Source organism: Pantoea sp. ME81 (assembly GCF_903970985.1).
GTDB classification, from domain to species: domain Bacteria; phylum Pseudomonadota; class Gammaproteobacteria; order Enterobacterales; family Enterobacteriaceae; genus Pantoea; species Pantoea communis.
On the sequence record NZ_CAJCKS010000007.1, the window covers coordinates 1 to 21,412 of the forward strand.

Annotated in this window: 20 protein-coding genes; 9 read left to right on the forward strand and 11 right to left on the reverse strand. The window is 53.7% G+C overall.

Annotation, left to right across the window (positions count from 1 at the left end; all coding sequences use genetic code 11):
• On the reverse strand, positions 1-1,993 hold a 1,993-nt coding region (gene fhuE, locus H7A81_RS02435; RefSeq protein WP_182056618.1), incomplete at its 3' end, for a ferric-rhodotorulic acid/ferric-coprogen receptor FhuE.
• Between the two features lie 362 nt (positions 1,994-2,355).
• Complete coding sequence (locus H7A81_RS02440; protein ID WP_182056619.1) at positions 2,356-3,237, reverse strand: LysR family transcriptional regulator; 882 nt, start codon at positions 3,235-3,237, stop codon at positions 2,356-2,358.
• Between the two features lie 136 nt (positions 3,238-3,373).
• Here H7A81_RS02440 and H7A81_RS02445 point away from each other — a divergent pair, with 136 nt between their 5' ends.
• The 3 genes from H7A81_RS02445 (at position 3,374) to H7A81_RS02455 (ending at position 6,754) form a co-directional block, all read left to right on the forward strand.
• On the forward strand, positions 3,374-4,504 hold the full coding sequence (locus tag H7A81_RS02445; protein WP_182056620.1) for an L-dopachrome tautomerase-related protein: 1,131 nt from the start codon (positions 3,374-3,376) through the stop codon (positions 4,502-4,504).
• 333 nt (positions 4,505-4,837) lie between these two features.
• Positions 4,838-6,133 (forward strand): CitMHS family transporter, encoded by a 1,296-nt coding sequence (locus H7A81_RS02450; protein WP_182056621.1) that lies wholly within the window; start codon positions 4,838-4,840, stop codon positions 6,131-6,133.
• A 219-nt stretch (positions 6,134-6,352) separates the two neighbouring features.
• Positions 6,353-6,754 carry an H-NS family nucleoid-associated regulatory protein gene (locus tag H7A81_RS02455; protein WP_097117820.1) on the forward strand — a complete coding sequence of 134 codons (402 nt, stop codon included), beginning with the start codon at positions 6,353-6,355 and terminating at the stop codon, positions 6,752-6,754.
• 52 nt (positions 6,755-6,806) lie between these two features.
• Here H7A81_RS02455 and H7A81_RS02460 read toward each other — a convergent pair whose 3' ends face one another.
• From H7A81_RS02460 to H7A81_RS02470, 3 genes are read right to left on the reverse strand one after another with little or no spacing between them, the layout of a single operon-like run.
• On the reverse strand, positions 6,807-8,006 hold the full coding sequence (locus H7A81_RS02460; RefSeq protein WP_182056622.1) for an aminotransferase class I/II-fold pyridoxal phosphate-dependent enzyme: 1,200 nt from the start codon (positions 8,004-8,006) through the stop codon (positions 6,807-6,809).
• Between the two features lie 17 nt (positions 8,007-8,023).
• Complete coding sequence (locus H7A81_RS02465; RefSeq protein ID WP_182056623.1) at positions 8,024-9,322, reverse strand: LLM class flavin-dependent oxidoreductase; 1,299 nt, start codon at positions 9,320-9,322, stop codon at positions 8,024-8,026.
• Between the two features lie 31 nt (positions 9,323-9,353).
• Complete coding sequence (locus H7A81_RS02470; RefSeq protein WP_182056624.1) at positions 9,354-10,424, reverse strand: iron-containing alcohol dehydrogenase family protein; 1,071 nt, start codon at positions 10,422-10,424, stop codon at positions 9,354-9,356.
• A gap of 329 nt (positions 10,425-10,753) precedes the next feature.
• Here H7A81_RS02470 and H7A81_RS02475 point away from each other — a divergent pair, with 329 nt between their 5' ends.
• The 5 genes from H7A81_RS02475 to H7A81_RS02495 all read left to right on the forward strand — a co-directional run bounded on the left by H7A81_RS02475 (position 10,754) and on the right by H7A81_RS02495 (position 15,111).
• Complete coding sequence (locus H7A81_RS02475; protein ID WP_166934208.1) at positions 10,754-11,299, forward strand: GNAT family N-acetyltransferase; 546 nt, start codon at positions 10,754-10,756, stop codon at positions 11,297-11,299.
• Positions 11,296-12,444, forward strand: a complete 1,149-nt coding sequence (locus tag H7A81_RS02480) for an amidohydrolase (RefSeq protein WP_182056625.1) — start codon at positions 11,296-11,298, stop codon at positions 12,442-12,444. Before H7A81_RS02475 ends, H7A81_RS02480 begins: the two co-directional genes overlap by 4 nt.
• Entirely contained in the window at positions 12,441-13,757 is a 1,317-nt protein-coding gene (locus H7A81_RS02485) for an MmgE/PrpD family protein (RefSeq protein WP_182056626.1), read from the forward strand. Before H7A81_RS02480 ends, H7A81_RS02485 begins: the two co-directional genes overlap by 4 nt.
• Positions 13,758-13,928: 171 nt before the next feature.
• The gene (locus H7A81_RS02490; RefSeq protein WP_182056627.1) at positions 13,929-14,633 is read left to right on the forward strand and encodes a YafY family protein; all 705 of its coding nucleotides are present in this window, start codon (positions 13,929-13,931) and stop codon (positions 14,631-14,633) included.
• Between the two features lie 163 nt (positions 14,634-14,796).
• On the forward strand, positions 14,797-15,111 hold the full coding sequence (locus H7A81_RS02495; RefSeq protein WP_255478869.1) for a YicS family protein: 315 nt from the start codon (positions 14,797-14,799) through the stop codon (positions 15,109-15,111).
• Between the two features lie 8 nt (positions 15,112-15,119).
• On the opposite strand, the gene H7A81_RS02500 is transcribed toward H7A81_RS02495, so the two are convergent.
• From H7A81_RS02500 to H7A81_RS02520, 5 genes are all read right to left on the reverse strand, one after another.
• Positions 15,120-15,767, reverse strand: coding sequence for an anti-sigma factor domain-containing protein (locus tag H7A81_RS02500; protein ID WP_182056628.1), 648 nt, complete (start codon positions 15,765-15,767; stop codon positions 15,120-15,122).
• Positions 15,764-16,318: an RNA polymerase sigma factor gene (locus tag H7A81_RS02505; protein ID WP_182056629.1), complete on the reverse strand. Its 555-nt coding sequence runs from the start codon at positions 16,316-16,318 to the stop codon at positions 15,764-15,766. The genes H7A81_RS02500 and H7A81_RS02505 overlap by 4 nt, the downstream gene beginning before the upstream one ends.
• 42 nt (positions 16,319-16,360) lie before the next feature.
• A complete protein-coding gene (locus H7A81_RS02510) occupies positions 16,361-16,924 on the reverse strand; it encodes a fasciclin domain-containing protein (protein WP_182056630.1) in 564 nt (187 codons plus the stop codon).
• Positions 16,925-17,072: 148 nt separating this feature from the next.
• Positions 17,073-17,297 (reverse strand): hypothetical protein, encoded by a 225-nt coding sequence (locus H7A81_RS02515; protein WP_100704068.1) that lies wholly within the window; start codon positions 17,295-17,297, stop codon positions 17,073-17,075.
• A 209-nt stretch (positions 17,298-17,506) separates the two neighbouring features.
• Entirely contained in the window at positions 17,507-18,457 is a 951-nt protein-coding gene (locus H7A81_RS02520) for a bifunctional helix-turn-helix transcriptional regulator/GNAT family N-acetyltransferase (protein WP_182056631.1), read from the reverse strand.
• 225 nt (positions 18,458-18,682) lie between these two features.
• On the opposite strand from H7A81_RS02520, the gene H7A81_RS02525 reads away from it, so the two are divergent.
• Positions 18,683-19,066 (forward strand): VOC family protein, encoded by a 384-nt coding sequence (locus tag H7A81_RS02525; RefSeq protein WP_182056632.1) that lies wholly within the window; start codon positions 18,683-18,685, stop codon positions 19,064-19,066.
• 37 nt (positions 19,067-19,103) lie between these two features.
• Here H7A81_RS02525 and H7A81_RS02530 read toward each other — a convergent pair whose 3' ends face one another.
• Positions 19,104-21,392 (reverse strand): molybdopterin-dependent oxidoreductase, encoded by a 2,289-nt coding sequence (locus tag H7A81_RS02530; protein ID WP_182056633.1) that lies wholly within the window; start codon positions 21,390-21,392, stop codon positions 19,104-19,106.
• Positions 21,393-21,412: the final 20 nt, after the last annotated feature.

Here is a 21,412-nt window from a genome sequence, read left to right on the forward strand (position 1 = left end):
CGGTAATATCTTTGTAGGTCTTCGACTGCCAGTTGACTCCACCACCCAGCGTCAGCTGATCCAGCATCGGTAAACGATAGCTGGTGAACAGGTTGAACGAGGTGCGAGGCAGCTGTGAGTTGTAGTTCTCACCCTCACGATCTTCGGCTACATAAGTGGTGCCGCCGAAAGTCATCTGCCAGTTATCCGTCAGTGCACCGTTCACTTCGAACTCGACGCCACGGCTCACCACGCCATTCTTACCTTCAAAGATTTCGTTGCCTGAAGCCGTGTACGTTCCGGTGCTCACTGGCGCGTTATCCAGTTCTGTACGGAATACCGACACCGAGGTGGTCAGACGGCTGTTCAGCCAGTCAGATTTCACACCCGCTTCGTAGTTTTTACCGATGACAGGATTCAGGAATTGGCCGGAGGCATCCTGGCTATCCTGCGGCTGGAATACGGAAGTGTAACTGGCGTAGGCTGACCAGTTATCATAGAAGTCCCAGATCAAACCACCGTATGGCGTGATGTTGTTTTCTTCCTGCCGGGTGGTTAAACCTTGGCGATTCCAGTTGGTGTAACGTGCGCCTAAAATGGCATGCAGCGGATCGGCTAACGTAATGCGAGTGGCAAGGTAGGCCGATTTCTGACGCACCAGTTGCGTATCAGACGCTGGAGTACGAGGGTTCCAGTCGGACTCAGGATAGTTCCCATTGTAGTCGTAGAAATTACCCAACTGGTCAGGTGAAATGTTGGTCCAGGCGCTGTAATACTTGTTGTCCTGACGGCTGTAGTTCACACCGAACATCAACTCATGCTGACGGCCAAACATTTCGTATGGACCACTGGCAAACGCATCGACGGAATCCACTTTGCGTTTACCGGTGTTATAACCCGTCCCGCCTACCGCATCATAGTTGTAGGAAGGGTCGTACTGGTTAACCAGCAGACCAGTATCTTTATTCACATAGCCGTCGATATACAACTGCTTACTGTCGAGGAACATTTCATTATGCGTGCCGTTAAGCGTGATGTTCCAGCCGTTATCGAAGTTCTGCTGCAGGTTAATAAAGACTTTTTTGTTTTCTTTGTCGTTATACGCCCAATCCGTTGAGGTGTTATAACCGCGACGCAATTTCACCTGTGAACCATCGGTATACCAACGCGGTGAACCACCCCACATCGGCGAGTCGGTATTCACCTGCGTGAACTCATAGCCCACAGACAGCTTGGTTTTATCGGTCAGGTCAGCATCCACCACACCGTAGATGAATTTCTTCTCGAAGCCATAACGCTCGATAAAGCTGTTTTTATCTTCGTAACCCGCCACTACGCGGCCACGCACGTTGCCTTCAGGCGACAATGGTGCAGAAAGGTCGGCGACATAGCGCTGTTTGTCCCAGCTACCGTAGCTCGCTTCCAGATTCCCGGTGAACTCTTTGCTGTCGGCGTGCTTACGCACCATGTTAATCGCAGCAGACGGGTTACCTGGGCCAGTCAGCAGGCCCGTTGCACCACGCACTACTTCAACGCGCTCATACAGCGCCATATCGGTTTGGGCATCGCCGAGGTTCCAGCGCGAAGCAAACGCCGTTGGAATGCCGTCGATCATGTAGTTATCGATGATAAAACCGCGCGAATAATAGTTCGTGCGATCCATGTCGCCGCTGACGCCTTTGATACCGGTGGTATTCGACAGGACGTCATTCAGGGATTGCAGCTGCTGATCTTGCATACGCTGCTTGCTGACAATGCTGACCGATTGCGGAATATCACGCGCGGTCAATGCCATTTTGGTGCCGGCACGAGTGACCGGAACGCTGTAATCTTTTGCGGCCTGCTCTTGCGCATCGCTGCTGGCGCTGGCATCCACGGTCAGGGTTTGTTCTGTTTTGGTGCTATCAGCGGCCTGGGCAATGCCTGACGCCACCATCATTGCCAGCAGAGAGACACGCAAGGCACGTTGCGGCGCACGGCCAGATTCCCTGACGCGCTTTTCTTTGAAAGACATAATATTCCTCAATCAACTTATCGTTATTTTGTGTTGGCGGCATAGCTGCTGACGTCTGTTAGATCCAGCCATAAATAACGTGCTGAAAAGGAATATCAGGATGAGGTATTTCCCGACTGCGCCCTCCTGGCGCAAACAGAACGACCGTAAAGATGCCGTTAAGAAAGCAAATGAGAAATATACGCATTAAGATTACTATTGCAAGAAATTGTTACCGGTTATCCGGCAATTTTACTTTTGGATATTTCCTTATTCTTCAATGATTAATAATAAAGGGGAGTTATTTTCGGTAATTATCACGCACGTTAATAGAGCAAACCTGTGAAAAATCACAGGTTCTTGTCCTGAGGGTATTCCGGGGATCACCAGGGCCAGCGTTTTTCCGCCAAATCCACCAGAAGACGTGAAGCGGGTGAAAGCTCACTGAGTGAGCGGAATTGCCAGCCAAAGGTACGCGGCATCATGACCAGCGGCAGTGGAATTTCAATCAACTCACCGCCCTCACCTTTTAATAAGCGGCGGGAAAGAAAACTCAACAACTGGGTTTGCGCCAGCACGGCGCGCAGCGGGGACAGCGTATTACTTTCCATTTGCGCGCGCGGCGCCGCATAGCCACCGCTGCGCAAGCGTTGTTCCAGCCACTGACGCGTCGCGACGTTATCGGAAGGTAACAACCAGTTATATTCATCAAGCTGTTCAGGCGTCGGATGAATATTCGCCAGCGGATGGTGACGGCTGGCGGCAATCACCACCGGATCCTCAACAAGCGGCCGGGTAATAAACTCGCTGTTCCCCTGCGGCAGAAAACCCAGAATCAAATCGACTTTGTTCTCACGCAGCAGCTTTTGCAGCAAATCATTCATCCCGACCGTCACTTCGAGTCTGGCGGTGGGAGCTTTGTGCAATAAGTCCTTACTCAGTACCGGTAGCATAAATTCCGCTGCCGTGGCCGCCACGCCTAACCGGATCACGCCCGCCGTTCCCGCACCCAGCGCCTGTAAATCCTGCCGGGTGACCTGCATCATGTGCACGACTTTTTGAGCACGTTCACAAAGTAGTAGTCCCGCTTCGGTGAGTTGCATCCCACGCCCCACCTTGAGAATTAACCGTGTGGCGTAAAACTTCTCCAGACGTTGCAGACATTTGGTTAAGGCGGGCTGAGTGATACCAAGGGATTGCGCCGCTTTACCCAGATGTCCTGTTTCCTTCACCGCCAGCAGATAATGCAGATCTTTCAGTTCCATTCATTCCCACCAGGAATCAATTGATAAAATTCAGAGAATATAATTTATCACTCTACGCTGCCAGGATGGAATGACATTAACAACAGAGCAACACGCTGTTCGCGTCACCTTGTGGCGCTTAACAAGGGAGTAAAGGATGAAACATTCACTGAAAACACTGGTCGCGATGATCGCTTTGGCCAGCAGCGCACAGGTTTTGGCACAAGACACGCTGCCCGTGACGTTACCGACGCAACAGGACAGTCGTCTGGAGCAGGTCGCCACCTCGCCACGCGTGTGGAATGGCATTACCGTGAGTCATGACAACCGCCTGTTCGCCTCGTTAACGCAATCGGAAGGTGCGGGTTTGCAGCTGGCGGAAGTGATCAATAATCAGCTGAAAGCCTTTCCCGATGAGAGCTGGAACCAGTGGAACGCTAACGATCCGGAGCATCATTTCTACCACGTGAATGCGTTGCGTATCGGCCCGGATGGCAATCTGTGGGTGATGGATTCGGGCAATAAAGGAATTGGTACTGGCGATCAGGCCGTGCCCGGTGGCGCTAAGCTGGTCCACATTAGTCTGGCCACTGGCAAAGTGTTGAATAGCTATGTGTTCAAGGCACCGACGCTGCAACCCACCAGCTATCTGGATGATGTGCGTTTTAATGGCGATTTTGCCTATATCACCGATCCGGGTGCGGTGGGATTAGTGGTGCTGAACCTGAAAAGCGGCAAAAGCTGGCGGGTGCTGGATAACCACCCTCTCTCGATTGATCATCAGCCGATTTATGCAGATGGCAAGAAGTTGATTCTGCGCGATGGCCGTGAAAAACGCGTGGGTCTCGATCAGCTGGAAGTTTCGCCGGATGGCAAATGGCTCTATTACCAGGCGATCCCGGGGCCGCTGGCTCGCATTGAAACCCGTTATCTGAACGATAGTGCCCTATCGGCTGCAGAAGTGGCGAAGCATGCGGAGAAAGTACGCGAAACCTGGAGCACCGGCGGAACAGCCATCGATGCCGAAGGCAATATCTATGCGTCGGATATCAATACCCGCAGCATTAAGCGCATCGCGCCCGATGGCAAAGTCACCACCGTGGTGCAGGATCCCCGCCTGGTGTGGATTGACGCGATGTGGGTATCTGACGGCGCACTGTGGATGCCGTCCGGACAGATCAATCGCACGCCTGCGACCACCGGCGGCAAACCGTCAACCGTTGAATATCCGGTGAAGCTTTACCGTCTGCCGTTACCGATTAAGCCTTCGCCGCGGGATCATCAATAAGCCATAACGTGCCGATTAAAGCTATTTAGCGCGGTAGTCACGCCGCGCTTATTCAACGATCTCTTTATTGATAAACAGGAGGAAATAACACCCAGATAAATCATCACCGCTCGCTATTTTAAATTTATTAAAACTAAGAGGTTACGCACAACTTTTGCGTATACCTAACCTTGTGCCTGCCGAAAAAAACGCTGGATAATATTGCCAGATAGACGAGGTTGCAGAAGGTTAATTTGAACAATAAATAATCATTCGCTGTTTTTTATTTATTCCGAACACGTTGCGTTTGCTACCCACAAACGTGCTCTATCCCTCTGGACAGGAACCCTCGTCATGCTGCTGATCATCAGTCTGCTTATGATAATCTGCTTTATTGGCTTATTAATGAGCAAAAAGCTTTCCGCTCTGACTGCATTAATCCTTATCCCTACGCTATTCGCACTGTTATCTGGCCATGGCACGGATATGGGTGCCATGGTGATCAAAGGATTGCGTACCGTTGCGCCCACTGGCGTCATGTTGATATTCGCGATGATCTATTTTATGAGCGTAACGGATGCCGGGATGTTTGATCCGATTATTAAAAGAATCGTTTCCGCAGTCGATGGCGATCCGGTGAAAATATTTGTCGGCACCGCACTGCTTGGCTTTATTGTTGCCCTGGATGGTGATGGCGCGACCGTATATATGATCGTACTTTCCGCGTTTATGCCGATATATGAACGCATTGGATTATCAAAGCTCAGCGTTGCCGCTCTGCTATTACAGTGCACCGGGCTGGGCAATATGTTTCCGTGGGGTGGACCCACGGCGCGTGCGGCCGCCGCCGTTCAGACTGACGTCTCTGCTCTGTTTGTCCCGCTGCTGATTCCGCTGCTGGCCTGCGTGGCATGGACTTTTATCCTGGCGGTGATGCTCGGCAGAAGTGAACGCAAACGTCTGGGTTTCCAGCCGCATGTCCCGGTGGAACCTGCCGTGCTGCAGTTTGAAGAGAAACTCTGCGTGGCCTGGCGTTTCTGGTTTAACTGGGCGCTGACCATTGCATTGATGACCTTCCTGGTGCTGGATGTCATGCCCATGGCGTATCTGTTTATGCTGGCCACCGCCATCATGTTCGTTGTCAATTATCCGCAACTGAGCCAACAGCAGGAGCAGATCGGCCGCCATGCGCCCGCCATCCTTGCCGTAGCTGGATTGATTTTCGCTGCGGCGGTGTTTACCGGCATTTTTGCTGAAACCGGTATGGCGAACGCCCTGGCACAGGCGATTGTGCAGACTATTCCCGCTGCACTCGGCCCTTATCTGGCGGTGATTACTGCCTTGATCAGTATTCCCGTGACCTGGATGGTATCGAACGACGTGTTCTATTTCGGCATGCTGCCCGTGCTGGTGCAGGCTGCCGGACATTACGGTATCGAACCGATTGAAATGGCTCGCGCCGCCCTGGTCGGTCAACCGGTTCATATTCTCAGCCCACTGGTTGCCTCGACCTATTTATTGGTCGGCATGCTGAAACTGGATTATGCACAGACACAACGGTTCACGCTGCGTTGGTCGTTTATCACCTCAATTGTATTATTAGTGGTCGCACTGATCACCGGTTGCTTCCCGTTTTATCGCAGTCTATAGAATATATTTATCCCCTTGTAGCCGCTATTTTCCGCGGCTACACCCTCGACTGGCTTGAGTGAAATATCTGCTTTATGTCTTATTGTTCGATATTGACACCACTCTGCTGAAAGCTTATTTTCCGGACAATTCTGCATTATGGGTAATATTTTCATTTGATTAAAATTAACGTAGAATGCCCCCTTTCATCTTCGTTATAAAAGTTATAAGGGTTTATTCATGAGCGATGCACTCAAAGCATTGAACAATCTTCGTACACTGCGCGCCCATGCGCGTGATGTTGAGATTGCGGTATTAGACGAAATGCTGGAAAAGTTCGCCGTGGTGGTTGCAGAACGCCGTGAAGAAGCGGAAGCGAATAATGCCGCTCAGCGCGAAAAAGAAGAAAAACTGGCGCTGTATAAAGAGATGCTGCTGAATGATGGCATCGATATTAGTGAATTAACGAAATTAAACCAGAGCGAAACCAAACCGAAAGCGAAACGCGCTCCACGTCCGGCGAAATATAAGTTCACCGACGAAAACGGTCAGGAAAAATTCTGGACTGGCCAGGGTCGTACGCCTTCACCGATCAAATCCGTATTAGATGCGGGCGGTTCGATGGATGAGTTTCTGATTTAAACGATCCGCATGGATATTGTAGGGTCGCCATTCCTGGCGACCGATTAAATCCCTATTTCAACACTGCACAGGCTGCCGCAATGCGTTTTCCGGCTTCGCGCACGCTTTCAATATCCGTGGCAATCGACAAACGGAAATACGGTGACAAGCCATAGGCACTGCCCGCTACGCCGGATACGCCGCTCTCCAGCAGATAATTCAGCACATCCTGTTCGCTTTCCAGCGTACGTCCATCAGCACGCGATTTGCCCAACAGGCCAGCACAGCGACAGAAGATAAAGAACGCCCCTTCGGGATTCAGCACCTCAATGCCTTCAACCGGGCTTAGCTGCGCCATAATCGCATCGCGACGCGCCTGATAGGCCGCACGTTGCGGTGGCAGGAAATCCAGGCCGCCGTTCAGCGCCGCTACCGCTGCCGCCTGACTGATGGCGCTGGCACCAGAACTGTTCTGCGACTGCACCACCACCATGGCATCAATCAGCGCTTGCGGACCGGCACCAAAGCCGATGCGCCAGCCGGTCATGGCATAGGTTTTCGACACGCCCCCCACCAGCAGAATGCGATCGGCTAAATCTGGCGCTACCTGCAACAGGCTAACGTGTTCACGTCCATCAAACAGAATGTGTTCATACAGTTCATCCAGCATGATCCATACGTTGGGATGGTCACGTAGCACCGCCGCCAGTGCAGTTAATTCTGCTGCGTTATACACCGCACCGGATGGATTGCCGGGATTATTCAGCACCAGCCAGCGGGTTTTGTCGGTGATCGCTTGCGCCAGCTGCTGCGGCTGCAGCTTGTACTCTTGCTCCAGCGGGCACTCCAGCAGCACCGCGTCGCCACCGTTAAAACGAACGCTATCGGGGAACGTCGGCCAGTACGGCACCGGCACAATCACCTCATCGCCGTCATTCAAGGTGGCGGCGAAGGCGTTGAAGATGATCTGCTTCGCCCCGTTGGCGATACAAATCTGCCCCAACGCATAATCCAGCTGATTTTCACGTGCCAGTTTGGCCTGCACCGCTTTACGCAGCGGCGTGGTGCCATTGGTCGGCGTATAGCGCGTCTCGCCATTATTCATGGCTTCAACGGCAGCATCGCGGATGTGCTGTGGCGTATCAAAATCCGGCTCACCGGTAGTGAGATCCAGAATATCCACGCCCTGCTCTTTCAGCTGGCGCGTCAACTGACGCGCCGCCGCATTGGCAGAGAGCGACACGGACTGCACACGCTTCGATAAGGTGACCATGTTCAGCTCCTGTAGGGTTACAGCGTTGGCAGACCGAGGTTCTCGCGCAGCGTGGCGAATTCGTAATCATCGCGGAACAAGCCACGGCGACGCAGTTCCGGGATCACCAGCTCAACGAACAGATCCAGCTGCTCTGACATGATGGCAGGCATGATGTTGAAGCCATCGGCTCCGCCCTCTTTCAGCCACAGCTCAAAGTCATCGGCGATATCTTCTGCAGTGCCGACAATCACGCGGTGACCACGCGATCCCGCAGCCACGGCGGCCAGTTCACGCAAGGTCAGGTTTTCACGCTTCGCCATATCCGTCATCAGCTTGACGCGGCTCTGGTTGCCTTCACCCAGTGGCACTTCTGGCACGGGGCCGTCGAGTGGATACTGGCTCAGATCCATGCTGAAACGCAGCGACAACTGACGCAGACCGTTTTCGATATCCACTAGCGTGTTCAGCTCTTTCCACAGCGCTTTGGCTTCTTCACGCGTGCGTCCAACAATCGGCATCACGCCCGGCATGATCACCACATGATCCGGATTACGCCCGGCGGCAATCACCTGATCTTTCTGCGAGCGGTAGAAGGTTTGCGCTTCTTCCAGGCTGGCGGCAGCGGTGAAGATCACTTCGGCGGTTTCGGCCGCCAGTTTTTGACCGTCTGCTGATGAACCCGCTTCGATGATCACCGGACGTCCCTGCGGAGAACGCGTGATGTTCAGCGGACCCTGCACCTGGAAGTGCTCGCCGTCATGATCAATCGACTTAATTTTGTCATTAACGAAGTATTCACCGGTCTCTTTGTTCGGTTGTACCGCCCCCGCTTCCCAACCTTCCCACAGCTTGTTGGTCACTTCGAGGAACTCACGTGCACGTGCATAGCGCTCGGCGTGGTTTGGCATATCGCTGCGGCTAAAGTTACGCGCCACGTCGGTGGAGAACGACGTCACCACGTTCCACGCTGCGCGACCACGGCTGATGTGATCCAGCGACGAGAAGCTGCGCGCCATGGTGAATGGATCGCTAAAGGTGGTGGACGCGGTGGCCGCCAGACCAATGCGTTTGGTGTTCACCGCCAGCGCCGACAGCATGGTCAGCGGCTCAAGGCGCGCCATGGTCGAAGGCAAACGGTACATGCTGGTGGCTAACGCATCACCGACGAAGAACAGATCGAATTTACCCGCTTCGGCTTTTTTCGCGATGGTGATCAACCAGTCAATGTCGGTAGGATCGCCGAGTTTCTCGGTCAGACGCCAGCCGCTGACGTGTTGTCCAACCGGTTGTACAAAGAGTCCTAAGCGGATGCGTTGAGTTTGTGCAGTAGCCATGAAGTTGTCCTGGTCTATAAAAGAGTAAAAGTTAGAAACGGTTTTCGGTTGCCAGCAGCGCCTGTTCTAACGCATCCGCATGAATGCGGAACGGCAGACGTTCAGCGCTGGCCGCCGGGAATTTAATTTGTTCCGCAATCGTGCGTATCGCCGCCGCGCGCTCGCCGGTCAACGGCGCCAGCGTCAGTGGCATCGCGTACTGACGCAGCAACGCCAGCAGTTCCGCATCCGGCACGCCATCGTGTTCAATCAGTGATTGCACCAACAAGCTGTAACCGATTTTTTCACCGTGCAGCCAATGATGCAGCTCAGGCTGGTGCGTCAGACGGTTATGAATGGCATGGGCAAAACCGGGGGTGGGCAGTTGATCGCGCACGCTGTTCGCCAGACCCGCCAGGACGATGTTGGCATCGATAACTTTCACCAGCTCCGGCGTGACCTGCTGTTTTTCATTGGCGCTGACGGCGGCTTCACCCAGTTGGCGATAAACATCCAGCGCTCGTTGCGCCGTCATCACTTTGAGATCGAGCGCCAGATCGTGCGGGTTACTGCGCAGGTAAGGGGCAAATTCGTAGTACTTCGCGAGCGCATCAACGATACCCGCTTTGAGATAGCGCACATCGCTGCGGGCGATCACTTCACTGTCCACCAGCACCAGCTCCGGCATTTTCCCCAGCGGCTGGCTGCGCACGTGGCCGCCCTGCTCGTTATAAATGATGGCAACCGGTGACCACGCAGCGCAGGTCGCCGCCAAAGTAGCGAAGTTAATCACCTTCAGATCCGGTAACTGGCTACCCACCGCTTTGGCAGCATCCAGCACGCGGCCACCGCCCACGGCAAACAGCAGCTCGGCTTGCTGTTGCTCAACATTGGTTTTCAGCGCTTCGATCACGGCATCGGTGCATTCACCGTGCAGATACTCCAACTCCCAGCGGATACCGTTGGCTTCTAAACTCTGGCTTAATTCCGGGTTAACCGCTTGCCAGGCATTGGGAGAAGTGAAAATGCGGATATGTGTGGCATAAGGTTTGATAAATTCACCAGCACGCTTACGCAGGCCAGCTTCATGTGCATAAGCACGCGGAGATTTGATCGCTAACACGTCGTCACCCTGATTAAGAATAAGGCTATAACGAGAAAAGTTATTTTATTTCATGGGGTTAATGCGAAATAGTTATAGCGCTATGTAATTTATGCATACTACGGTAAATCGCGATATAAGCAATGGAAAAGCCGCCATTTCATTTTCACAAATTCGCATTAGCTTAGTCATTTTTCACATATAGAAGCACAAGGCATTACTGATATTCTGAGTTGCTTAGCACGCTGGGTATTTTGAATTAGCGCTTTAAATTGCGCTGTTTCAACCGCTATGCGCTGCTCAATCTGCATTCAATTTACCGCTTCCAGGCGGTTTTTCCGGGGATAGTTATGTCACTTGAATTTCGTCAGGTCAGAGAAGATGAGGTTGAAACCTATCAGGCGCTGATGCACGCCGCCTATGCGCCAACGCTGGCACTGGGCATCAAATTTGATGCCGCCACCGCAGACCGTGAAAAGACGCTGCGCCACCTGCAAAATCACGGCGTTTATGCACTTTACGCACAAGGCGTGATGGTTTCCTCGGTCACCGTGCGCTATCCATGGGGACCGCTGCCTGGGCCGTTTGGCCTGCCGCATATTGGCTGGTTCGGTGCCCATCCCGACTATCCCGGTAAACAGTATGGCCGTCAGGTACAGGATCGGCTGGAACAAGAGATCCTGCTGGGTAAACTGCGGGCGCCAGCGGTATCACTGGGTACCGCCACCAGCCATCCGTGGCTGATCGAGATGTATAAAAAGCGCGGCTTCCAGCTGATGCACACCACCGATCTCGGCAAAGGCCACATCACCCAATATATGAAGAAAGTGCTGGATGACAGCGCGCATGATGCGTGGATGACACGTCAGGCCACACAACAAGGAAGCAAAGCATGAGTTTTGATGAGAGCGCACTGGGCCAGCATTTGATTGCCTTCCGCCATGAGTTACACCGTTTTCCTGAACTCTCTAATGAAGAGTTTGAAACCACCGCGCGTATTCGCCAGCAACTTGAAAAGCACCAAATCCGTGTGTTGGATCTGCCGCTGAAAACCGGATTAGTGGCGGAAGTTGGCCCCGAAAATGGGCCACTGATCGTGCTGCGTTCCGATATTGATGCACTGCCGATTGAAGAGCAGTCTGATGTGACCTTCCGTTCAGAGCGTCCGGGCGTGATGCACGCGTGCGGCCACGACTTCCACAGTTCCGCAGCCTTAGGTGCGGCGATATTGCTGAAACAGCAGGAAGCGAGCTTAGCGGGCCGCGTGCGTATTCTGTTCCAGGCCGCCGAAGAGACCGGCCAGGGAGCGCCGGATGTGATTGCTACCGGCGCACTGCAGGATGCGATAACTATTTTCGGCATTCATAACGATCCTTCATTACCACCGGGCGTGATTGGCAGCAAAGCCGGCCCACTGACCGCCGCCGTCGACCGCTTTGATATCAAAATTATCGGCACCGGTAGCCACGCTGCGAAGCCGCATCAGGGCAACGATCCGATTGTGATCGCCGCGCAAATCGTTTCTGCCGCGCAAACGCTGATCAGCCGTAATGCACCTTCCGGCGACAATGCGGTGGTCTCAATTACCCAGATTCACAGTGGCAGCACCTGGAACGTCATTCCGGATAGCGCCTGGCTGGAAGGCACGGTGCGTTCGTTCTCGCAGGAGACGCGAGAGCGACTGGAGCAGCGTTTCCGCGAGATCGTGCAAGGCATTGGCGCGGCCTTTGCTGCCAGCGTTGAGTTCAACTGGCACGCAGGTCCACCGTCGGTGGTGAATGATGCACACTGGGCTGATTTCGCCCTGCAGCAGGCAACCGCCAGCGGCTTTGAAGCGCGCGTGGTCGAAGCCAGCCCGATTGGTGAAGATTTTGCCTTTTATCAACAGCAGTTGCCGGGGGCCTTTATGATGATTGGCACCGGTGAACCTTATGCGCTGCATCATCCGGCATTTCGTATTAACGATGACGTGCTGCTGCCGACCTCACGTTACCTGGCCAATCTCGCCGTCGCGGCACTGAACAGTGTGGCGCCGCAATGAGTATCACTGCCGCCCTCGCTGAGCTTATCGTCCATAGCCAACCCGATGCCGCTGCACGTGAAGCGGCGCGTGAAGGAGTAAAAGATTTTCTCGCCGTCAGCTGGCCGGTGCTGCAAGGTCAGGTGCCGGATAGCGGCTTGCCGGCACTACGAACCGTTTATGGCGATGGTAGTCCGCGATCGCAGGCGCTGCTGCTCGGTTACGCCGCTCACGCGCTGGATTACGATGATTTCCACGCTGATTTTCGCGGTCATCCCAGCGTGGTGATTTTGCCCGCGCTGTTTGCCTGGCAACAGCAACAGTCTGCGGAAATCGATGATTTCCTTGATGCTTACGCCATCGGTGTGGAAGTGGCCGGACGACTAGGGTTGGCCGCCAGCCAGCAGCATTATGCGTTAGGTCATCACAATACCGCGACGCTGGGCACCCTGGCCGCCGCCGCCGCGCTGGCTCGTCTATTAAAACTGGATGTCGGCGCAACGGCCAACATGCTCGGCATCGCCACCACCCAGGCCAGCGGGCTGCGTGCGCAGTTCGGTTCCGCTGTCAAACCGCTCCACGCGGGTTTAGCGGCGGAACGTGCGGTTACTGCAGCCCAGCTGACGCTGGCCGGTTTCGATGGCAAACAGGATGGTGTGGTTGAGGCTTTCCTTGCGGCCAGCAGCAACGGCGCAGCTCAACCTGAAAAATTGGTCGAGCATTGGGGTGAGCCGTGGCGCATCGTGATGCCGGGTCTGGAGTACAAACCCTTCCCGACCTGCGCCGGAACGCATAGCGCAGCGGAAGCCGCGCGCATTCTGCGTGATGGCTGGTTAGCCAGCGGCAATTCGCTGGAAGCGCTGCTGGATAACATCACCGATATCAGCGTAGCTTTCCCGCCTGGGGGCGATATTGCCGCTTCCGTCACATCGCCCACCAATGGGATTGAAGCGCGTTTCAGTCTGGAATACGTGATTGCCGCAATGCTGATCTATAACGATCTGCGGCTGGAAGATTTTGCGGAAGGCGATCTTAACCGTGCTGTGATGCCACTGGCAGCCAAAGTAAGACGAGTACCTGACGACACCGCACCGCCAGATGCCATTAATCCCGCATTACGTTTTCATCTGGTCACTCTTACCTTGCGCGATGGCACTCGGCTGCAACAGCGACGCACCCGTCAGCAATCGCTAGCCGATAGCGTGGACGTTGAAGGTAAATTGCGTCTGGCACTGCGTCAGGAATCAGGCGAGCGATGGCAACAGGTGCAGCAAAGCAGCGCATTGCAGACAACCGCTGATCTGGCGGTGCTGCAGCAGTTATTACGCGTTTAATATCACGTCAGTTGCAGCGCTTTTAGTTCACCACATTACAGACGAAGTTGCGTCTATCGGGATGACGAGTGCCGTATTAAACTACAGGTCGCCGCACTTGCGCTGGAGTCAACTCTGGTGCGTGCGGCTGGACCGCTCCTGACTGCCAGACTCTTAGCTTAGGCACACACCATGACCAAAACCCAGCGACTGATGGAGCTTGTGCAATTGTTACGTTGTCACCGCTATCCGGTGACTGCGCAGCATCTTGCGGAGCAACTCAGCATAAGCGTGCGTACCGTCTATCGCGACATCATCTGCCTGCAGCAGCAAGGCGTGGAAATCGAGGGCAGCGCCGGACTGGGGTATTTGCTGAAATCTGACGGTCACTTACCGCCCTTGATGTTTTCCCGTCATGAGATTGATGCGCTGGCGTTGGGCCTTGACTGGGTCAGCCGCCACACTGATGCTGAATTGAAATCCGCCGCACAACACGCGCTGGCAAAAATCCACGCCGTGTTGCCGGAACATTTATCCCACGCGCTCGATCATCAATCGCTGCTGGTTGCCACGCGCGGTGAAGTGCTGTTTGAGACCCATCTGCCTGAAATTCGTAAGGCAATCCATACGCGCAACAAGATCATCTTACGATACAAAGATCTCAAAGAGGCCACTTCAACCCGGGTAATTTGGCCGGTGGTGCTGGGCTATTTCGATCGCGTACGCTTACTGTGCGGCTGGTGTGAGTTGCGCCAGGATTTTCGCAACTTCCGGGTTGACCGTATTGAAGAAATTCAGGCAAGTGACGAGGTTTATCCCGGGACGCGTTTTCAATTACTTAAGCGCTGGAAGGATTACCACCAGTTACGGGAACAGAATGGCTATCGTGAGGCATGATGTTTGAACCCCACAACGAGCAGTATTTCATTTTGTTTTGCGCGATCTCTGATAACCATGAAAAAAACTTTCGAAACCACTGATCATCGACCACGCTTCAATACATAGCATCGCCGCAGCTTTAGCACACTGCTAAAGCCTCAGCACCCTCAACGGAGGCACTATGTTCTGGAAAATTGGCTCTTGCTCATTGCTGGTCATGGTTTCATTTATTGCAGTGGCGAAATCCCCCTACAGCAACCTGTCTTACGCGTTACGAGAACAGCAGATCATCACCGATCTGCGCGACCACTGCCATCTGGCGCAAGAGATACCGAATGAACGCATTAAGCAGGTGTTTCTGAATAGCTCAGAGAATCACGATGCGATTGTGAACGCCGCTGATGCCCTAAAGAAGAAGGATCACTCTGGCTACCACCAGCATATTGAACAGGTGAGCTGCCCAAAACTGGCGATGTTCTCGCCAGCAAAAAAGTAGAGGCCGCGCTAGAGTAAGCCACTGTACAAAACCGGCCCCGTTGGCAACCCCGTTGGCGAACCGCCTTGAGGTTCAAGACTGATCGCAATCGTTGTCCCTGCTGCCAGCGTTTTTTGATCCATCTCGATCCGAGTGGCTGAATTGTTTGCCAGCAGCCCTAATGAAACCGGCTGTTTGCCGGCAGGGATCAGCCATAGCTGCAGACTGTTAGCTGTCGCAATGGCAACGGGTTTCAGCGGCGCGAGTTGCAGATAGCGGCTATCGCTACTGCGGCTCACCACCCACTGCCCCTGCTGCTGCGCATCACCGAGAATAATCAGCGGTGCGAATTCTTCCGGGCGATAGTTGTAATAAGAGACCAGCGTAATGGCCGCCAGACCCGCAGCAACCAGCCAACCCAGGTAAGGATTGGCGCGTTTAACCGGAGTTTTAGCCGGCAGGCTTAACGTGATCTTTTTCCAGACGCGTTCAGGCGGTGTTTGAGGCCGCAAGTGCGTATCTAACCCGGTTAACATCGTCTGCCAATTGGCGACTTTCGCGGCGAGTTCAGGCTCCTGCTGTAGCCGCCTTTCAAAACGCAAGCGCGCATTGCCGCGCAGTGTTCCCAATGCATATTCGGCTGCGAGCGCGTCATCATGTTGATTATTCTGTTTCATAAGCCCACGCACTCCCGAAGATGCTCCATCGCACGACGGATCCAACTTTTCACTGACCCTACCGGTTGCTGCATCCAGGCCGCAATATCGTTGTGTGACATCCCCTGATAATAAGCCAGCGTGACGCTTTGGCGCTGCTCACTGCTAAGATGCTGCAAGCAATGTTGTAAACGGGCCGCCTGCGAATCATCGAAAGGCTGTTCTGCATTAGCGCTATCCATTTCCTGAGTACTGTCACTGTATTCCTCTGACGCCAGCGCTTCTCGCGCCTGCCCACTGCGCAACCAGTCGATGCAGCGGTTACGCACAATATGTGTCATCCATGTCATGGGCGCGCTGAGTGCGGCATCATAGCTGTCGGCTCGATTCCAGATGGTGAGGAAGCAATCATGCAGCACTTCTTCCGCCCAGGCTGGCTGCCTTAAGGTGCGCAATGCAAGTGCAAATAAATGCGGAGAAGTGAGCCGATACAGTTGTTCAAATGCAGGGCGATCGCCTTGCGCAATCGCCCGCAATAATTTCACCTGCTGTTGAGCCAAAACGTTATCCATGTTTTTTCCGGAAGCATTGAAATACCTTCCGAGTATAGACAATTACTTAGGCATCAGGACGGTGTCGATGACGTCGATCACACCGTTTTTCTGATTCACATCATAAGTACTGATATTGGCCACATTGCCCATGCCATCCTTCAACTGAATATTGTGAGGACCGTTGTTCATAATCCATAAAGGCTGACCGTTAACGGTTTTCAGTTCCGCATGACCGCCGCCTTGTTTAATTTTCATTTCCAGCGCTTTCATATCGTATTTGCCGGCCACAACATGGTAAGTCAGGATGCTGGTCAATTTGGCTTTGTTTTCCGGTTTCACCAGATTATCCACGGTGCCAGCAGGCAATTTCGCAAATGCGGCATTAGTTGGCGCGAACACGGTAAAGGGACCTTTGCCTTGCAGTGTATCGACTAATCCCGCCGCTTTGACTGCGGCCACTAAGGTGGTGTGATCTTTAGAGTTGAGGGCATTTTCAATGATGTTTTTCTGCGGGTACATGGCGGCACCGCCGACCATGACTGAATCAGAATTCATGGCTGCGAAGGTGGTGGCAGTGAACATTAACGCGCCTGAGATGACTGCAGTGGTGATTAACTTTTTCATCATAAATCCTCGTTGTAGGGGAGCGAAGAATTTGCTCACAACGGGATATACGTAAGGAGGGGCGTAACTAGATGCAGGCTGGAGAAAATATTTTAAAAAAAAATCACAAGACGGCCAAAACAGCCGTCATGTGTGCAGTCACCTGCGGTTAAATCTGGTCTTCTGGCTCGAGCGCGTCCTGAATCGCATCCGCCAGGTTGGAGATCTCATTGGCCACCGCCTGAAGATCCCATGACGCTTTTGAACCGCTGGCGGAGGTAGAGGCACTGACGGATTCCTTCGCCACAGCTAAAGCAGCCGCCACAGCGATGGTCCGCTTGTGTTGTTCCGGCGTCATGCCCATTGGGGGTGGTGCAAAGTAGTCATTGACCATTTCATCTCTCCGTTTACCGCGTTCAAATAATTAATCCTGCGTGCATTATCAGGATATTGAGCGCGAGCGCGACTAAAAGTTCACGTAATGCTCCTGACAGATGCTGTTAAAGCGAGCACGTCCTACAGCGGTAATTTTGGCAAAGAGATATTCGCTGGTAACTCACCCAGAAAAAAACCTGCCAAAACTGAGTCGATAATCCAGCATGCCTAAACGATTTTTCGGGTGAACTGTTGCTCAGTAAGGGGGCTTCCCCACTGATCGCCCTCCCATTCTTTTGACAATTCAAATCCGAATGATTCGTACAATCGTCTGGCCGCGGTAAGTTGATTAAACGTCCATAACTGTACTGAAGCGAATTTCTGTTCATCACAAAATCTCGTCGCTTCTGAAATCAGTTTTCTGCCCAATCCGCTACCACGACACCCGTCGTCAAGGATGAACCAGCGCAGATGCGCCTCATTATTTCCCAGATCTTCACCGTCAATGGCAACTGACCCGACAATGCGTTCATTCAACATTGCCAGCCAAATCTGATTACAGGGTTTTTCCAGTCGCAACGCAAAATCAGCCAGACCGGCAGCCACCTTCGCTTCAAAGAAATGGCCGAAGTGATGCTCTCTGGCGTAAAAGCTGCCATGCATTTCTGTAATACGACCAATCATACCTGCATGATAACCCGAGACTATCTTGACGTTACTTTGCACTTGCCCTGCGGTGTTTTCCCGACAGGCTTTCAACGCGCTGGCGTATGACGATAGGCCCTGTGATACAGCGTCCTGAGTCAAGGGATCGAGTTTTCTGAGCGCTGCTGCTACTCGTTGGTCAGCGTAAGCATTGATGCTCTGCACGGTATCTTTACCCTTCCCGGTGAGGCTCAGTCGCTTGGTCCTCGCGTCTTCTGAACATGGACTTTCTTCAAGTTCTCCGGCTTCAACGAGTTTAGCGAGCATGCGGCTGACGCTGGACTTCTCCAGCCCTAAAATCTGCACCAGTTGAGCCGCTGTCATTGAGCCATGAAGTTCAACTTCAAGCATGGCGTGAACGGCTGAGGGAGGATAATCCGTTGCAGCCAGATTTTGGTTCATAAAACCCAGTTCTCGCACCATTAAACGAGATGACACACGGATGTTTTTTATGTTTTGAAGTTCGGTAGTCATTTACGGTACCTTGCCAAATTGGTTGTATAATACAACCATTAGCGTACAGGGTTTGTCAATGATTGACTCCCGGCGACGCCAGGTTCAGAGATTGAATTAGCGACTGCCGTGTAAACCCTCGCCCACTCTTAACTGACCCACTTTCAAGCGTGGCTGGCGCTACTGACAGAATCTGTCACAGCCGCCCCGTACTATGCAGCCGTAAACCCACAAGGAGAAAAAACCATGTTTACTGCTGATATGACCATCCTTTATGTACCGAACGTCGTCAAAAGCGCTGACTTTTATGCATCGCTGTTTGATATCAAGCCGATTAATGTCACGCCCACTTTTGCGATGTTTGTTTTTGAGAACGGATTCAAACTGGGTTTGTGGTCGAAATACACCGTTCAACCGCCAGTGGAGACGCAACATTTTACGGCCAACGGTGAAATCACTTTTAAAGTGCAGCACAAAGCCGACGTCGATTTCCTCTACAACGAATGGGGCGCGTTCCGTGAGATCACCATTGTACAGTCACCGACCGAGATGGATTTTGGCTACACCTTCACGGCTATCGATCCTGATGGGCATCGTCTGCGCGTAATGTGGCTGCAGTTAGAAGATTAATGTTCTGGGGCGGCCATGCGGCCGCCCATAGGTAATGCTAACTTTGCGGCGGGATGAATGCCTGCACCGGCGTCAGTTCCCCGGTGTATTTACGCACCTGCACTACGGTGATTTGGCCACTACAGCCTTGAGTCAACGACGAGGTGCCAATATCCAGCGTCAATACATTGGGATTACCATGGCGACATAACGGCCGCAGCGCGGTGGGATCGACGGGATCGTACCAGGCCCCCGTTGGCAACTGCACCACGCCCGGCATCACCGTGTCGGTTACACGCGCGCTGGCGAGTACGTGACCTCGCTGGTTGTAAAGCTCAATAATCTCGCCGTCTTGAATGCCCAGCGATGCCGCATCATCCAGATTCAGGCTGCATACCTCACGTCCATCACGTTTGCCACTCAGGCTGTAATCACCGAAATCCAGCTGACTGTGCAAACGCGTCGCGGGCTGATTAGCGATAAGCCAGAACGGATGGTCGGCATCGGGCTTTTGCTGCGGCTCTCGCCACACCGGATGTCCGGGGCAGTTTTCATAATCGAAACTGGCGATAGTCGCCGAGTAGATTTCGATTTTCCCGCTCGGTGTTGGCAGTGGTGCAGCATCCGGATCGGCACGGAAGGCGTTCATCATCCGTCCACCGTCTTTGAGCTGCGGCAATTCCAGCACGCCCTGCTGCCAGAATTGTTCAAAATCGGGGATCTCGACCTGATGCGTTGCCAGCTTTTGCTGCAATTGCGCGTAATGGTGTTTCAGCCAGCCACGCGTATCGCGACCTTCGGTAAACGCCTCTTCACGTCCCAGCCTGCGCGCCAGCTCAGCAAAAATGGCGTAATCGTCTTTGGCTTCGCCGTGCGGTTGCGCGACCGGCTGCATAGCAAACAGATGGCGATCGGTTGGCGCACCGCCGATATCTTCTCGCTCCAGCGTCATGGTCGCGGGCAATACGATATCGGCATGCCGTGCACTGGCCGTCCACGCAATCTCATGCACAATCAGCGTATCCAGCTGGCAAAATGCCTGACGGAGTCGCGCTAAATCCTGATGGTGGTGGAACGGATTACCGCCCGCCCAGTAAGCCAGACGAATATGCGGATAGGTCAGGCGGCGACCATTGTAGTCGAACGGTTTGCCGGGATTGAGCAACATGTCTGAGATGCGCGCCACCGGGATCAGACGATCGATGCCATTTTTGCCCTGCGGTAACGCCGGGAAACTCACCAGGTTGTGATGCTTACCGTAGTGACCCAACGCGCCCAGCGCATAGGTGTAACCGCCGCCCGGTAAACCCGGTTGGCCCAGCGCCGCGGCCAGTACCAGCCCAAGCCACACCGGTTGTTCGCCGTGCTCCGAACGTTGCAGCGCATGCGCAACGGTGACCAGCACACGCTTACCGGGTAAGTGACGGGCAAAATCAGCGATAAAGGCCGCGCTGACGCCGCAGATCTCTGCCGCCCAGGCGGCATCGCGTCGCGTGCCATCTTCTTCACCACGGATATAAGCGACCATTTCCGGCCAACCCACGGTATAGCGACTCAGGAAGGCTTCATCCGTTAGCTGTTCTTCAATCAATACGGACAGAACACCGAGAATAAAGGCGGCATCGGTGCCTGGACGCAAGGCCAGCCACTCCCCTTTAGCTTCGTCGGGTAGATCGCTTTTCAATGGGCTTACTGAGATAAAACGTGTGCCGCGTTGTGCAGCCTGCTGCATAAAACCGCGCTCGGTGTGTTCACTTAATCCACCGCTCGCCACCTGCGAGTTTTTCAGCGCCAGACCACCAAAGGCGATGACGATTTCACTGTGCTGAGCAATCTCTTCCCAGCTCACGCCGCGCCGCGCAATTTCGTTCATGTCGCCGACGATATGTGGCAGCAGCACCGAAGCAGAGCCGGAACTGTAGCTGTTTACCGAACGCACATAGCCGCCCAGCGTGGTGTTCAGGAATCGGTGTACCTGGCTTTGCGCATGGTGAAAACGTCCGGCGCTGGACCAGCCATAAGAACCGCCAAAAATGCCCTCTGGGCCATAAGTGTCGCCCACGCGCTTCAATTCACGCGCCACTAATTCGTAAGCCTGCTCCCAGCTAACCGCAACGTATTCGTCATTGCCCCGGCGCTGATCGGGACCGGGGCCCTCTTCCAGCCAGCCACGACGCACCATCGGACGCGAGACGCGAGCCGGATGATTCAAAGCGGTGCGGAAATTTTGCAGCAGCGGGCTGGGATCGGGATCGCCATTAAAGGGTTCGATAGTGAGCTGGTCGCCCGATTGCAGGGCATGAAAAGCGCCCCAGTGGGCGCTGTGCATTACCGGTTTTTGCGTCATCACTGTTCCTGGCTATCAAA

Coding starts and splice junctions, on each gene's coding strand:
- H7A81_RS02440 (WP_182056619.1), bottom strand. CDS start 3,237: ATGGAACTGAAAGATCTGCATTATCTGCTGGCGGTGAAGGAAACAGGA.
- H7A81_RS02445 (WP_182056620.1), top strand. CDS start 3,374: ATGAAACATTCACTGAAAACACTGGTCGCGATGATCGCTTTGGCCAGC.
- H7A81_RS02450 (WP_182056621.1), top strand. CDS start 4,838: ATGCTGCTGATCATCAGTCTGCTTATGATAATCTGCTTTATTGGCTTA.
- H7A81_RS02455 (WP_097117820.1), top strand. CDS start 6,353: ATGAGCGATGCACTCAAAGCATTGAACAATCTTCGTACACTGCGCGCC.
- H7A81_RS02460 (WP_182056622.1), bottom strand. CDS start 8,006: ATGGTCACCTTATCGAAGCGTGTGCAGTCCGTGTCGCTCTCTGCCAAT.
- H7A81_RS02465 (WP_182056623.1), bottom strand. CDS start 9,322: ATGGCTACTGCACAAACTCAACGCATCCGCTTAGGACTCTTTGTACAA.
- H7A81_RS02475 (WP_166934208.1), top strand. CDS start 10,754: ATGTCACTTGAATTTCGTCAGGTCAGAGAAGATGAGGTTGAAACCTAT.
- H7A81_RS02480 (WP_182056625.1), top strand. CDS start 11,296: ATGAGTTTTGATGAGAGCGCACTGGGCCAGCATTTGATTGCCTTCCGC.
- H7A81_RS02485 (WP_182056626.1), top strand. CDS start 12,441: ATGAGTATCACTGCCGCCCTCGCTGAGCTTATCGTCCATAGCCAACCC.
- H7A81_RS02490 (WP_182056627.1), top strand. CDS start 13,929: ATGACCAAAACCCAGCGACTGATGGAGCTTGTGCAATTGTTACGTTGT.
- H7A81_RS02495 (WP_255478869.1), top strand. CDS start 14,797: ATGTTCTGGAAAATTGGCTCTTGCTCATTGCTGGTCATGGTTTCATTT.
- H7A81_RS02500 (WP_182056628.1), bottom strand. CDS start 15,767: ATGAAACAGAATAATCAACATGATGACGCGCTCGCAGCCGAATATGCA.
- H7A81_RS02505 (WP_182056629.1), bottom strand. CDS start 16,318: ATGGATAACGTTTTGGCTCAACAGCAGGTGAAATTATTGCGGGCGATT.
- H7A81_RS02510 (WP_182056630.1), bottom strand. CDS start 16,924: ATGAAAAAGTTAATCACCACTGCAGTCATCTCAGGCGCGTTAATGTTC.
- H7A81_RS02515 (WP_100704068.1), bottom strand. CDS start 17,297: ATGGTCAATGACTACTTTGCACCACCCCCAATGGGCATGACGCCGGAA.
- H7A81_RS02520 (WP_182056631.1), bottom strand. CDS start 18,457: ATGACTACCGAACTTCAAAACATAAAAAACATCCGTGTGTCATCTCGT.
- H7A81_RS02525 (WP_182056632.1), top strand. CDS start 18,683: ATGTTTACTGCTGATATGACCATCCTTTATGTACCGAACGTCGTCAAA.
- H7A81_RS02530 (WP_182056633.1), bottom strand. CDS start 21,392: ATGACGCAAAAACCGGTAATGCACAGCGCCCACTGGGGCGCTTTTCAT.